The 12,490-nt window shown below is 61.4% G+C and carries 15 protein-coding genes; 5 read left to right on the forward strand and 10 right to left on the reverse strand.

What is annotated here, in order from left to right; all coding sequences use genetic code 11:
- Positions 1-314 precede the first annotated feature (314 nt).
- From NP503_RS18560 to NP503_RS18590, 7 genes are all read right to left on the reverse strand, one after another.
- Complete coding sequence (locus NP503_RS18560) at positions 315-722, reverse strand: TadE/TadG family type IV pilus assembly protein (RefSeq protein ID WP_127270088.1); 408 nt, start codon at positions 720-722, stop codon at positions 315-317.
- Positions 712-1,137, reverse strand: coding sequence for a TadE/TadG family type IV pilus assembly protein (locus tag NP503_RS18565; protein ID WP_127270090.1), 426 nt, complete (start codon positions 1,135-1,137; stop codon positions 712-714). The genes NP503_RS18560 and NP503_RS18565 overlap by 11 nt, the downstream gene beginning before the upstream one ends.
- 19 nt (positions 1,138-1,156) lie before the next feature.
- Positions 1,157-2,338: a pilus assembly protein TadG-related protein gene (locus NP503_RS18570; protein ID WP_127272231.1), complete on the reverse strand. Its 1,182-nt coding sequence runs from the start codon at positions 2,336-2,338 to the stop codon at positions 1,157-1,159.
- A 327-nt stretch (positions 2,339-2,665) separates the two neighbouring features.
- Complete coding sequence (locus NP503_RS18575; protein ID WP_236382794.1) at positions 2,666-3,094, reverse strand: DUF6074 family protein; 429 nt, start codon at positions 3,092-3,094, stop codon at positions 2,666-2,668.
- Positions 3,095-3,140: 46 nt separating this feature from the next.
- On the reverse strand, positions 3,141-3,437 hold the full coding sequence (locus NP503_RS18580; protein WP_127271426.1) for a DUF982 domain-containing protein: 297 nt from the start codon (positions 3,435-3,437) through the stop codon (positions 3,141-3,143).
- A 160-nt stretch (positions 3,438-3,597) separates the two neighbouring features.
- Entirely contained in the window at positions 3,598-3,837 is a 240-nt protein-coding gene (locus tag NP503_RS18585; RefSeq protein ID WP_127271424.1) for a hypothetical protein, read from the reverse strand.
- 111 nt (positions 3,838-3,948) lie between these two features.
- Entirely contained in the window at positions 3,949-4,371 is a 423-nt protein-coding gene (locus tag NP503_RS18590; protein ID WP_127272230.1) for a hypothetical protein, read from the reverse strand.
- 200 nt (positions 4,372-4,571) lie between these two features.
- Between NP503_RS18590 and map the strand changes: the two genes are divergently transcribed.
- Positions 4,572-5,399 (forward strand): type I methionyl aminopeptidase, encoded by an 828-nt coding sequence (gene map / locus NP503_RS18595; RefSeq protein ID WP_127271537.1) that lies wholly within the window; start codon positions 4,572-4,574, stop codon positions 5,397-5,399.
- A gap of 26 nt (positions 5,400-5,425) precedes the next feature.
- Here map and NP503_RS18600 read toward each other — a convergent pair whose 3' ends face one another.
- Genes NP503_RS18600 through NP503_RS18610 form a run of 3 tightly spaced genes read right to left on the reverse strand, consistent with a single transcriptional unit; the run spans position 5,426 to position 8,408 of the window.
- Positions 5,426-6,751 (reverse strand): sensor histidine kinase KdpD, encoded by a 1,326-nt coding sequence (locus NP503_RS18600; RefSeq protein WP_127272229.1) that lies wholly within the window; start codon positions 6,749-6,751, stop codon positions 5,426-5,428.
- Positions 6,748-7,509: a response regulator gene (locus tag NP503_RS18605; protein ID WP_032900681.1), complete on the reverse strand. Its 762-nt coding sequence runs from the start codon at positions 7,507-7,509 to the stop codon at positions 6,748-6,750. Before NP503_RS18605 ends, NP503_RS18600 begins: the two co-directional genes overlap by 4 nt.
- A gap of 41 nt (positions 7,510-7,550) precedes the next feature.
- Positions 7,551-8,408, reverse strand: a complete 858-nt coding sequence (locus NP503_RS18610) for a MipA/OmpV family protein (RefSeq protein WP_127270995.1) — start codon at positions 8,406-8,408, stop codon at positions 7,551-7,553.
- A 234-nt stretch (positions 8,409-8,642) separates the two neighbouring features.
- Here NP503_RS18610 and radC point away from each other — a divergent pair, with 234 nt between their 5' ends.
- The 4 genes from radC (at position 8,643) to NP503_RS18630 (ending at position 12,488) form a co-directional block, all read left to right on the forward strand.
- Complete coding sequence (radC, locus tag NP503_RS18615) at positions 8,643-9,404, forward strand: DNA repair protein RadC (RefSeq protein ID WP_127272228.1); 762 nt, start codon at positions 8,643-8,645, stop codon at positions 9,402-9,404.
- A gap of 254 nt (positions 9,405-9,658) precedes the next feature.
- Complete coding sequence (locus NP503_RS18620; RefSeq protein ID WP_127272227.1) at positions 9,659-10,840, forward strand: carbohydrate kinase family protein; 1,182 nt, start codon at positions 9,659-9,661, stop codon at positions 10,838-10,840.
- Between the two features lie 72 nt (positions 10,841-10,912).
- A complete protein-coding gene (locus NP503_RS18625; RefSeq protein ID WP_127271194.1) occupies positions 10,913-11,689 on the forward strand; it encodes a glutamine amidotransferase in 777 nt (258 codons plus the stop codon).
- A 28-nt stretch (positions 11,690-11,717) separates the two neighbouring features.
- Positions 11,718-12,488 carry an ATP-binding cassette domain-containing protein gene (locus tag NP503_RS18630; protein ID WP_127271196.1) on the forward strand — a complete coding sequence of 257 codons (771 nt, stop codon included), beginning with the start codon at positions 11,718-11,720 and terminating at the stop codon, positions 12,486-12,488.
- Positions 12,489-12,490: the final 2 nt, after the last annotated feature.

Consider the following 12,490-nt stretch of genomic DNA (forward strand, 5'->3'; position numbering starts at 1 on the left):
CTAGCCCCGTGCCATCAAAAGCAGGCTGAGTGCCAAGCTTGCATCGTGACCGCCAAAACCGGTGCCGATCTGGACACCAGCCGGCATGAGTCGCATTCTGCTCGTGGAGAAAGACGTGGATCGACAAAACACAGGGGCTGATCAGGCCAAACGCTGGCGGGACCGGGCCCTGCGCAGTCGCCGGAGGCGTCTGTCACACAACATTGTGTCGTGGGCGCTGATCCTCAATGGCGATAACCATTCTCGGTGGTCTGATCGCGCTCAAGGCGTACAAGTAAGCAGAGCCCCAGCGCGCGAGGCTATCAGGCCGCAGCCTAGCCGCTGCCAAGCAGCGGCACGGTAACGGTTGTCGCGTAGTTGATCGGGAAGGAACTGAAGTAGGGGAAGTCGATGACGAAGGCATAGGCCGCGGTCAGATGCGCCATGCGGAAGCCGCCGCTCACGGGGTCGATGGCGATGGTGACGTTCACGTCCTTGAACCCCAAGGCCTGCAATTTCTGCGTGGCGATCGATTGAATATCGGCCTGGGTCAGCGTGTTCTTAAGCTGCAGCGAGCGCGCAGACGTCTCCAGCGTATAGCGAACACTGGAGACCGAGTGCATCGACCAGCCAAAGGCGAATATTCCGAACAGCAGCATGACAAGGAAGGGCGCGATCAGCGCGAACTCCAGCCCGGCCCCGCCCGATCGATCCCGCCGGAACGCGCTTACCCTAGCGGACACGGATCGTCTCCTGGTGACCGATTACAGTGGAAGTGGCAAATGGGCCGAAGGCAATTGGCGGCACCCAGGTGCCCGATGCCTGTATCTGGACATAGACCGCCGGCACCTTCGGCCCACTGCACATGGTGGACGCGTCGACCACCGTCGCCCCGCACATACGGATGCGGCTTAGCGTGACCTGGCCGTCTTCCGGCCGATTTTCCCAACTCGCAATGGCAAGGGCCTGGGTCGCCGCATCATCGGTCGATCCGCTCATGACCAGGTTCGCGGCGGTCTTCACACCGGCGCGCATCGACAGTGAACTCGTTACGTAGGACCAGCCGTCCAGAATACCAAGCAGCACCAGGCACAGAATGGGCAGCACCATCGCGAACTCGACCGCCGCAACGCCCGAATCATCACCAAGGATCGGCATCGATGGGCGCCCCACGGAGCTACTCGGACAGTGCCACGGACCGCGCGGCTGGAATGTTGGGCACTCCGAGGCTCGAGCAATCCTGATTGATGGTTGAGTTACCGGACCATTGGATCGTATTGGCGACGACCCTGGTGCAGCCGCCATTGCCCGAGAAGTTGCCAAGATAGTTCACTTGCTGCTTGGGGAAGTAGATGGCCCCGGTCAAAAGCGAGTCCGCTGTGCCGTTGAATGTGCTGGATGCGATCATGCCGGTCCTGTCGCCGTAGAACAGAACGCCTGAGTAGGTGCCCGAAGTCGACGCGCTGAGCTTCACGGACGCATTGCCATTCATGCTGACGGTCGAACTGCCCGACATGAAGATGGTCACCCCGCTGCCGGTGATGGCTGCGTTGGCGTTTATCTTGAAACTGCCCTGGACGACATAGACGCCGGGCGAAAGCGTGACATTGCCCTTCAGGTTCATGCCGCTGCAATAGGTGCCTGGACCGAGCGTCGCCTTGTTGTCGTTCTGGCAGGGGGTCGCGGCCACCGGGGCCGGCAGGTCGACAAAGGGATCGCCGGCAGGCAGTGCCTGGGTGATCGGGACCGCGCAGACGGTGGTGACGGGGTTGCTGAGAGAGACACCGCCTGCCGATATCAGGCAATCGGCCTGCAGGCCGGCCGAGCCCTGAACCTTGATGGCGTCCGAGGCGATCGAATTGGACATGACCGAGCAGCCGTTGAGCTTGACGCTGGTGCTGCCGGAAAACAGCGCCGCCTGCGAAGCGGACGGATCGAGCGCGAGCATGCAAGCACTCGAAGCATCGGTAATGACGGCCACCGCCCTTGCCTGTTCGGGGACCTTGTCTTGCGTGAAGATCAGGGTGAACATCCGGTCGAGCTGCTGGCCGACGATCACCTCGACCGCTTTTTTCGCCGTATTCGGGCCGGAGGCCGGCGGCGTGTTGACGACGATCGTGCCCGAGCCCAGTCCGTTCGACGCCGCGGACTGGGTCGCGGCCGCGACGATCGTCGGCTTGTCGGAACCCGAGATCTGTTCGAGCGCACCGGCATAGGCGGCTGCATCGGCCGTCGCCTGTAACCTCAGGCTGTTGTAGTACCAATAGGAGGTCTCGACGCCGAAGCCCGCAGCGCCGACAACGACCGGCAAGGTCAGAGCAAAAATGGTAGCGACGTTTGCGCCCGTGCTCCGGCGCATGGCGTCCATTACAAGCCGAACACGGGTGAAGCTACTCAAGGCCATGGTTTAAATTAGAAAGCACGCATAAATGAACGAATGGCTAAAAAGTTCGTTGCATTTTTGAGCAGTGGTCCATTGGCTTCAAAAAAGAAGTGTTTCGCTGGCTGACCAACGCGCAAGCGCGTCGATGTCTCAGAGTGGGCCGCCCCTCAAGGCCGGCGGGAAATTGCCGGATTCGCAGCCGAGACCGCGCGAACAACGACCGGGTCTCCGAAAAACACACCGGAGTAAACGTATTTACAAATTACTGTTCCATGTGTGGAGGATGGAGGTTCAGGATTTGCTTCAAGCGGAAAGAATTGGCATCGACTCCGCGACCGTATCAGCCAACATCTCTCGCTGCACGGCCAGGAAAAACCTGCGCACTTCATCGCTGGCTGCTGTTCTGTCCCTGCCGGAGCCGACCACAAGATCGAGCAACTCCGACGCCTTGGCTCTCCAGAACGAGGTGGCGGTCTCGCCATGCAGATTGCCGAGCTTGGCGGCAACCTCCCTGACCAAGAATACCTGACGGTCGATCGGGAATGCACGGACTTTTTCTGGGGACATCTTCCAAACCATGAGACTGACGCAACGAATCAACCATTGCCAACAAGCAAAGGCGTAGCCGGGAAGATGGAAACGGAAGCTTAACAGGGCGGACCTTGGTGCGGTGCTGTCGTCGGGACGAAACGCGCGCAACGGCGCGCTCACGACATTGCCGCGTGCGTTCAAATACGATCGCCGGTGTTTTAATCGGGCAACGAACAGGGCACAGCCCTCAGGCCTGGAGCGCCCTCGCCTCACCGCCGCGCTTGCGCGGCGTCATCATGTCCCTGGCCATCAGTCCACTGGCGCGGCAAAACGCCATGAACGCCCGGCAGGCATCCTCGGTCTTGACCACGTCCACCGTGGCGCCGAAGCAGGCGTTGAACGCTTTCTGATAGATCGGGCCCTGACGGCGCGCAGGCCAGTCCTGGAGAAAATCGAGCGCCTGTTCGACGCCATAGATTTCCTCGACTGGCAGACCGGGTCCAGGCGCTATGCGCACAGGCACCTCGAATTGCAGTCTATCCATTTCCTGTCTCCCGAACGGCATCGCCGAGGCAACGCCGTTCGTCGTCAAAAGTTGCTTTGACCGGCTTCTGGCCCAGAAATGTGTCGTCACTTGGGTCGCGGGCCGCCATGTCGCGCCAAACAAATCGCGCACCCGAGATCTGTCCTGGGGTGACATATGCTCACTGGTTCGCCGGATCCGTCTCCGCGTCGAAGGCCATGCGACTGGCGGTGATCAGTACAAATACCGTCGGCACGGCGAAGATGCCGCCGAGAACAAGGGCCGCCATCGCCGACAGGCCGAGCGTCTCGGCAACCGCCCAATAGACGGTTCCGATGCAGATGAGCGCCTGGACGCAGAGGAACGCGGCAGCCGAGGCCGCGCGCGACAGGGTTTTGAAGGTCTTGATGCGTTGTTGCATTGAAAAAATCCGGAAATGACGCGCCGCGCGACCGCTGCGCGGCCGACAGCCGCCGCACGATCACGACGCGAACAGGAATAGCGATGAGGTGGGGGTACGGCCCTGGGCCGCTCAGGCCGTGATGGTCGGGGGTGCGCGCGGCTGGTTGGTGCTCGCCCCGGGAACCGAGGCGGCCCCATATCCCGAAACCATCGCTCTTTGCGATGGCCGTTCGGCCCAAAGAAAAACAGCGTCGGGGACCGGAAGCGCGGGGTGGCCGCCGGCGAACTTGACCAGGACCGGACGGCCGGCACGAACCTCCAGCGCTTGCGCCTTGCCGGTGACACGCAGCAGCGCCGCCACTTCGCCCGACCGCTCGACACCGACGCTGACACCGCTTGGCGCAGACCCCGCAAAGCCTGACGCCACCGGCAGGCCGAAGCACAGCATCGCGAGCAGCACCATGCCCATCAGGCATGAGCACGCTGCCGTCAGCGGCGCTTCAGGCCATCCGGTTTGCCTGGCCGCCGCGAAGGGACGCGATCTCGAAAACATCACCCGCCCTAACGCACCATGGCCAGAAAGGGAAGCAAACCGGGCAAAAACCGGCAAGACATCGCCCTTGCGAGGCAAATATCGGGAAGCGCGCGGCCGCATCAGACAGTTCTTCCTTGAACCTTTTGCCCTCAAGTGCCAAATCTGGGGAAATTTTCACGCTGGCTCTCCTGCAGAGCCCTACCCGCTACACGGACAAAATGGTCACCTATCTCGACGCTGCCACGGCCCCGCTCAGAAATACCGGCCAGATCCGCCTCTATGGCGAGGACGGCTTTGCCGGCATGCGCAAGGCATGCGATCTCACCGCACGCTGCCTCGACGAGCTGGTGCCGATGGTCCAGCCCGGCGTCACCACCGAAGCAATAGACCGCTTCGTCTTCGAATTCGGCATGGACCACGGCGCGCTGCCGGCGACGCTCAACTATCGCGGCTACACGAAATCGTCCTGCACCTCGATCAACCATGTCGTCTGCCATGGCATTCCCGACAACAAGCCGCTCAAGGATGGCGACATCGTCAACATCGACGTCACCTACATCCTCGACGGCTGTCACGGCGATTCTTCGCGCATGTATCCGGTCGGCACGATCAAGCGCGCCGCCGAGCGCCTGCTCGAAGTCACGCATGAATGCCTGATGCGCGGCATTGCAGCGGTCAGGCCGGGCGCCCGCACCGGCGCCATCGGCGCCGCCATCCAGACCTTTGCCGAAGGCGAGCGCTGCTCGGTGGTGCGCGACTTCTGCGGCCACGGCGTCGGCCAGTTGTTCCATGACGCGCCGAACATCCTGCATTACGGCAGCGCCAATGAAGGCGTCGAGATGCGGCCAGGCATGATCTTCACCATCGAGCCGATGATCAATCTGGGCAGGCCGCATGTGAAGGTTCTGTCGGACGGCTGGACTGCGGTGACGCGCGACCGCTCGCTGTCGGCGCAGTACGAGCACACGATCGGCGTGACCGACACAGGGTGCGAGATTTTCACGCTGTCGCCCAAAAAGCTCGATCGCCCCGGCCTGCCGGCTTAGAGCGCGTCTGCCCGGCAGGAGGCCGTCTATGCCGACTGCACGCCAGCGGCATTCGGCAGGTCGATGGTGACGACCAGTCCGCTGGGCTGGTTGTCCTCCAATTCGATCCTGCCGCCGTGACCCTGGACGATGTCGGCAACGATCGACAGGCCCAGACCGAAGCCATGCTTCGATGCAATGCCACGCGACGCGTCTTCCTTGAAGAATGGTTCGAAAACACGGGCGCGTGCCGTCATCGGAATACCCGGCCCGTCGTCCCCTACCGTGATGCGCGCCGCCGTGCCGGTCGCTGTCAAGGCGACCGTGACATTGCCAGCGAATTTGACCCCGTTGTCGCAGAGATTGGCGATCGCACGCGCCAATGCATTGGGCTTGCACCAGCCCAGGAGCCGGTCCGGCCCGGAATATGAGACAGGAAATCCGACATCGGAGAACTCGGCGCAGACGGTTTGCAGAACGCTGGCAATGTCGGCGAGCTGCAGCTTCTCCGTCGAAACATCGTTGCGCAGATAGGTCAGGGTCTCGTCGATCAAGATTTCGATGTGCTGGACATCGGACAGGATTGCGGTTCGGATGGGTCCATCATCCATACGCTCGGCGCGAAGCCGCAGCCGCGTCAACGGCGTGCGCAGATCATGACTGACGCTGCGCAACATGCGCGTGCGATTTTCGATCATCGTGCGGATGCGCGTCCTCATCCTGTTCAGGGCGCGCGCCAATCCCACCATTTCAATGGAGCCGTGTTCGACGAAGAGCTGTTCGCCATTCTCAATCTCGGCCGAACCGACTGCTGCCGAGATGCGCTTCAATGGATCCGTCACGGCCCAAACCGCAAACAGCCAGATCAGCACGGGCAAGGCGACGAAAGCCATGAACCTGTAGAACGAGGCACGGACGAGGCCCGATGTCAGCCAGGAATCGGGCATGCCGAAATGGGCCAGGACGTCCTGCTGGTCCAAGTCGATGACAAACGCGTATCGGCCGCCGATCCTTAGCCAGCGTCCATCAACCGTCCCCCTGTCGATACGCAAAAGCCATTCGACACTTCGCCATTGCAGATAGGACTGGGGAATGCCGGCTATCTGGTCCCTGGGCAATATCTCGAAATCAAAGCCGGCCCGCTTTGCTGTCGCCAGAATTGCGCTACGCGCCTCCGCCGGCGTTTCTTGCAACAAGGCAGCAACAACGCCTGCACGCCTTGCGTTATCTTCCGCGGCGGGAAGGTCGACGTTCTCTATGAAACTCTCAACGACCGAACCGACGAACATGATCACGATCACCGCGATGAAAATGATCGCCACAAACTGCCCACGCACAGACTGCGGCAGGAAACGGCGGAGGATATCACTCATGCTTCCTCCACCGTCGCGGTGAAGATATAGCCACCCAACCGAACGGTCCTCAAAAGCACCGGATCGCGCGCATCCTTTTCGATCTTCCTGCGGATTCGACTGATATGGACATCGACGCTACGCTCGATCGGCCCCGCGAGCCCGGCATGGGTTACGCCCAGAAGTTCCTCGCGAGAGAGAACCCGGCCCGCATTGCGACAAAAGGCAAGCAACAGGTCGAATTCATGCGTCGTGGTCGTAACCCGCGCATTGTTGGGGTCATGCAATTGCCGGCGTATTGGATCGAGGCGCCAGCCGTTGAAACGAAGCACCTTCGACCAGTCCCGCTCGTCTGGAGCATAGGCTGTGCGGCGCAGCAGCGCCCGTATCCTGGCCGTCAATTCGCGCGCGCTGAACGGTTTCGTCACATAGTCGTCGGCGCCGATTTCCAGCCCGAAGATGCGGTCGATTTCCTCACCGAGCGCGGTCAGCATCAGGATCGGAATGTTGGTTCCGGCACGAAGACGGCGGCAGATGTTGAGACCGTTTTCGCCCGGCAGCATGACATCGAGCACGATGAGATCGAATTTCTGGTTGCGAAGCGCGGCGTTCATCTGGACGCCGCTCTCGGCAATTTCCACGATCATGCCGTTGTCGGTGAGCGTCTCGCCCAGCATGCGCGCGATCTCAAGATCGTCTTCGACAATGAGGATGCGCGAACCTTGCCTTGCCGACCTGGATTCGGCGCTCAAATCGCTTTGGTGCCGTTGCTGTGCCATTCCGGAGTTTGTCTAGCCTGCATTTGGTGCCTGGGTAGGCGTCAGAACCGATATCCGACGAGAAGCATCCCTGAAGGCTGGATCTTTTCGACGACAACAGGGCTGTCGGCAGCGTCACCCAAGAGAACACCGACCCCCGCTTCGCCGCGCACCATCCAGCTCTCGTCGAGCATATATGTGGCGGAAATCGAAAAATCGGCGCGCTTCAAACCGGCACCGGCATCATAGCGCGCCAGCCCCGAGCGAGCCGATTGTTCGGGCGTGACACCAAAATAGGCCTGCATGTAATTTTCGTCGGCGAAGACGGCGGACGCGCTGGCGCCGATCATCAACGATTGAGACAGAGGCCGGGTCACCTCGATCCCCACCCTGCCCTCAAGGCCATCGCTGCCGCCGATGGTCTTGTCGAGTTGCGCGAATATTTCGGCCGGACCGAACTTCGCCGCTGCCTTCACGCCGACCGTCGCGCCCATGTCGACGTCCCCCAAGCCGCGCAGATGGTCGGAGTCGTCTTCCTTGCGGCCCATCTCGTAGCCAAGCCGAGCGCTGAACGCGAACGGTCCTTGTTCATAGACGGCGATGTTGGCACCTGTCGGGTCGATCGTCACCGTGTCGAGGAATGTCGCCGTGACGAAAGGCACCGGCATGATCTTGAACTCATTGCTGCCTTCGTATTTGGGGACGATGATGGCGCCGCCGCCGACCACGACATGCCAGTCGGACAGCTTCTGTTCGAAACGCCCGAAACGGGAAGGCTCGGGCGGCAGGGTAAAATCATCGGAATTCACCGCAATGGCGTCTGCCGCCAGCGCGCCCTCCGAATGCGTCGAAAGCAGGATTGCCATGGCCGCGAGAGATGCCCGGCCGGCCAACAGTCCAGAGTCAATTTTGGCGAACATGCGCGCTCCAGTATAGCGAGGCAACGAGCCTCCGATGGCGCCAACATGTCAGGTGAAAGTGGCCGCATGCGTTAAGTGATGTTAAGTTTTGTTGCGCAATCGTGGTTTCATCTTGCCGTATGAGAAAGCCGTAGCGACGATCTGCCGTGGGACGTCTCGCGATCGGGGAACAGAACTGTTTCAATCCCGGCCAGAACAGTTCTAATGTCTGCGCTGGAGCAATGTGGGCGGTGTATGGGGAACACAAACGACGACGACGAGCGGAGTTTCTTCTCCGAAGCGCCGATGCGGCCTGCGGCGAAAGCCAAGGCGACGCTCGACGAAAAGCCGCATTACCTCGGTCACCGCGACCGACTGCGCGAGCGTTTTGCCCTGGCGGGTCCGGACGCCCTGCCCGATTACGAACTTCTGGAACTTCTGCTTTTTCGCCTGATCCCTCGTGCCGACACCAAACCGGCGGCCAAGGCGCTGCTGGCGCGCTTCGGCACGCTGGCCGAAGTGCTCGGGGCGCCGGTTGGCCTCTTGCAGGAAGTCAAGGGCATTGGCCCTGCGGTGGCGCTCGATCTCAAGATCGTCGCGGCAACCGCGCAGCGCATGGCGCGCGGAGAGGTGCAGGGTCGCGAAGTCCTCTCGTCCTGGACACAGCTTCTTGCCTATTGCCGGTCGGTCATGGCCTTCGAGGCGCGCGAGCAGTTCCGCATCCTGTTCCTCGACAAGAAGAACGCGCTGATCGCCGACGAGGTTCAGCAGACAGGCACCGTCGACCATACGCCCGTCTACCCGCGCGAGGTGGTCAGGCGCGCCCTCGAACTCTCGGCCACCGCCATCATCCTAGTCCACAATCACCCGTCGGGCGACCCCACACCCTCACGAGCCGATATCGAAATGACGAAGGAGATCATCGAGGCGGGCAAGCGGCTGGGCATCGCGGTGCACGACCACATCATCGTCGGGCGGAAGGGATATGCCAGCATGAAGGGCCTGTTGCTGATCTGACGGGCCGGGGGCATGCCAAGACCGTCCGATCAGGCCCGGGCGATCGAATGAAGTGCAGGAAATTCGCCTGCACAATCTTTTACCAAAAAATTTGAAAATTGTTCAATCTTGGAAAGAGGGCCCAAGGTCCGCTCTATCTCTGGATTAAACTTCCAATCGAGAGGAATTCTCTCTTGATTTTTAGAAGACAATTCCGTTGAGGCATCGCATTTTCGCTGCTACCGTTTTGAAACGCTTCAATTGGAACTCCGCCATTGCAACGCAAGCGCCCGACCATAGCGGATGTCGCACGAACCGCCGGTGTCTCCATCGGCACGGTTTCGAATTTCATCAATGGAACGGCAAGCCTGAAGGAAGGCACGCGCGACCGCATCGAGAAGGCGGTTGCCGCGCTGATGTATCGGCCGAGCTCCTTTGCGCGCTCACTGCCGGGCCGCGCGCCACACAGGCCAAAGAACCTCGATCACCTGCCAAGACTTCTGGTCGCCGGTAGGGTGAGTGTCGACTTCCTGTGCCGCGTCGACGTGCTGCCGCATCGCGACGACCGGATCACCGCCAGCCACATCGACAAGGCGCTGGGTGGCCCCGCAGCCAATCTCGCGGTTGCCGCCGCCGGCATCGGAGCACCCTACGCGCTGGACGTTGAGCTGGCGACAGCGGTCGGCCAGGATCCAGAGAGCGATTGGGCGCTCGGCGCGCTTTCGAAACTGAGTGTCCACGCCTTGCCGATCCGCAACACGCCCAACAACCGCCTCTCCCAGGCGATCGTGATCATCGAGCGCAATGGCAGCCGGACGATCATCAGCGAACCGTTCGAGCTTGGCGAGGTCGACCTGACAGCCAATCTGGATATCCAGCCCGAGCAACGTCCGGCCTGCCTTCATATCGAAGGCTTCCACTACGAGACGATGACCGCGTCCATCGCTCGCTTTCATCAGGCGGGCTGGAAGGTGAGCCTGCATTCGGCCGGTCTTCCCAAAAGCGCACGCACGCCGGAAACCTTCTCGCAGATGGTCAAACAGATCGATCTGACCTTCATCAACGATGTGATGATACGGGAAATCTTCGACTTTCGCAGCCGTATGGCGACGACGATCGAAGAGGTGCGAGTGATGTTATCACGCATCAAACAACGGGGAACGGTCGTGCTCACCCTCGGCGAGTTCGGCGCCGTCGTTTTTCCGGCGAATGGCGGTCCGCAGATCGAGGTGCCGGCGCTGCCGGTCAATCGCGTCGACGCGACAGGCGCCGGCGACAGCTTTGCCGGCATCTTCCTTGCCCTTTGGCTGCATGGCGCGTCGCTCGACGACGCCGCGCGCTATGCGGCAATCGGGGCGAGCCTGACGACAACGGTTGAAGGCGCGCAGGGTTACATCGCAGACTTTGCCACGCTGAAGGCTGCGGCCCTGGCGAACAATGCCGTGATGGCCAGTTGAAACAATGGCTTATCGACGTTTCGACCTGGCGCGGAACACCGCATCAACCGACGAAATCAGGAGAGTATGATCATGGCGAAAACAAAAGTCCTTCTTGTCGGCGAAAGCTGGGTGAGTTCGGCGACCCACTACAAGGGGTTCGACCAGTTCGGCAGCGTCACCTTTCACCTGGGCGCAACACCCCTGGTGGACGCTTTGAAGGGCAGCGAATTCGATCTCGACTACATGCCCGCTCACGAGGCCGTCGAGAAGCTGCCTTTCACCATGGAAGGGCTGTCGCAATACAGGGCGATCATCCTGTCCGACATTGGCGCGAATTCACTCCTGCTCCACCCCGATGTCTGGCTGCACGGCAAAACGGTTCCCAACCGGCTCAAGCTCCTGCGCGACTGGACGCTGGCCGGCGGCGGCCTGATCATGATCGGCGGCTATTTCAGCTTCCAGGGCATTGACGGCAAGGCCCGCTGGCATCGCACGGCGGTCGAGGAGGCGCTGCCGGTGACCTGCCTTCCCAATGATGACCGGCTCGAAATACCGGAAGGCTTTCGTCCTGAGATCACTGGTTCCAGGGATCATCCGATTTTTGCCGGCATCGAGGGCGAATGGCCGCTGCTGCTCGGTGCCAACGAGGTCATCGCCCGTGATCGCGACGATGTCGAGGTCCTGGCGCGGCTGCCGCAGGACCAGGGCGGCCATCCCCTGCTGGTTACCGGGCGCCATGGCGAAGGGCGTACGCTGGTCTGGACGTCGGACATCGGTCCTCACTGGCTGCCGAACAGTTTTGTCGAATGGCCTGGCTACGCGCGGCTTTGGACCAACGTGCTGCGCTGGGTCAGCAACGCCGCCTAGCCGATCCGCAATCGTCGGGGAACCCGTCATGACAGAGCCCTTTCTTGTCGCCAGAAACATCGCCAAGCGCTTCGGCGCTCTGACCGCGCTGGCAAATGTCGATCTGGAGATCCGCTCCGGCGAGGTGCTGGCGCTTCTCGGCGACAATGGCGCCGGCAAATCGACCTTCATCAAGATCCTGGCAGGCGCTCATCCGCCCAGTGGTGGGGAGCTTGTGATCGAGGGCAATCCGGTCGCCTTTCACTCGCCCAAGGATGCCGCGGCATCGGGGATCGCGACGATCTTTCAGGAACTGGCGCTTTCGGAGAACCTGTCGATCGCAGAAAACGTCTTTCTCGGCCGTGAATTGAAACGCTCCATTTTTGGCATTCCGTTCCTGAAGCGCAAAGAAATGCGCCAGCGCGTCGACGGCCTGCTGAAGGAGCTCGACGCCCATATTTCCGATCCAGAAGCGCCTGTTGGCAGTCTGTCGGGCGGCCAACGCCAGGCCGTCGCAATCTGCCGGGCGCTCAATCTGAATGCCAGGCTGGTCATCATGGATGAGCCGACCGCGGCCCTTGCCGTTGCCGAAACGCGCAAGGTCCTGGCGCTGACACGGCGGCTTGCCGCGCGCGGCTGTGCCGTTGTGCTCATCAGCCACAACATTTCCGAAGTCTTCGAGGTTGCCGACCGCATCGTGGTGTTCCGGCGCGGCCGCAAGGTGGCCGAACGGCTGGCGGCCGATACCGATCACGAGGAAGTCGTTTCGCTCATAACAGGCGCTCATCCCGACGTGCGGGCGCTTGAAAAAACAAACTGAAA

It is taken from the genome of Mesorhizobium sp. SEMIA396, from assembly GCF_024518615.1.
In the GTDB taxonomy this organism is placed as follows: domain Bacteria; phylum Pseudomonadota; class Alphaproteobacteria; order Rhizobiales; family Rhizobiaceae; genus Mesorhizobium.

What these genes read in the sequence shown, in the direction of transcription:
- NP503_RS18565 (WP_127270090.1), bottom strand. Translation starts at nt 1,137, where the DNA reads ATGCCGATCCTTGGTGATGATTCGGGCGTTGCGGCGGTCGAGTTCGCG.
- NP503_RS18570 (WP_127272231.1), bottom strand. Translation starts at nt 2,338, where the DNA reads ATGCGCCGGAGCACGGGCGCAAACGTCGCTACCATTTTTGCTCTGACC.
- NP503_RS18580 (WP_127271426.1), bottom strand. Translation starts at nt 3,437, where the DNA reads ATGGATAGACTGCAATTCGAGGTGCCTGTGCGCATAGCGCCTGGACCC.
- NP503_RS18585 (WP_127271424.1), bottom strand. Translation starts at nt 3,837, where the DNA reads ATGCAACAACGCATCAAGACCTTCAAAACCCTGTCGCGCGCGGCCTCG.
- NP503_RS18590 (WP_127272230.1), bottom strand. Translation starts at nt 4,371, where the DNA reads ATGTTTTCGAGATCGCGTCCCTTCGCGGCGGCCAGGCAAACCGGATGG.
- map (WP_127271537.1), top strand. Translation starts at nt 4,572, where the DNA reads ATGGTCACCTATCTCGACGCTGCCACGGCCCCGCTCAGAAATACCGGC.
- NP503_RS18600 (WP_127272229.1), bottom strand. Translation starts at nt 6,751, where the DNA reads ATGAGTGATATCCTCCGCCGTTTCCTGCCGCAGTCTGTGCGTGGGCAG.
- NP503_RS18605 (WP_032900681.1), bottom strand. Translation starts at nt 7,509, where the DNA reads ATGGCACAGCAACGGCACCAAAGCGATTTGAGCGCCGAATCCAGGTCG.
- NP503_RS18610 (WP_127270995.1), bottom strand. Translation starts at nt 8,408, where the DNA reads ATGTTCGCCAAAATTGACTCTGGACTGTTGGCCGGCCGGGCATCTCTC.
- radC (WP_127272228.1), top strand. Translation starts at nt 8,643, where the DNA reads ATGGGGAACACAAACGACGACGACGAGCGGAGTTTCTTCTCCGAAGCG.
- NP503_RS18625 (WP_127271194.1), top strand. Translation starts at nt 10,913, where the DNA reads ATGGCGAAAACAAAAGTCCTTCTTGTCGGCGAAAGCTGGGTGAGTTCG.
- NP503_RS18630 (WP_127271196.1), top strand. Translation starts at nt 11,718, where the DNA reads ATGACAGAGCCCTTTCTTGTCGCCAGAAACATCGCCAAGCGCTTCGGC.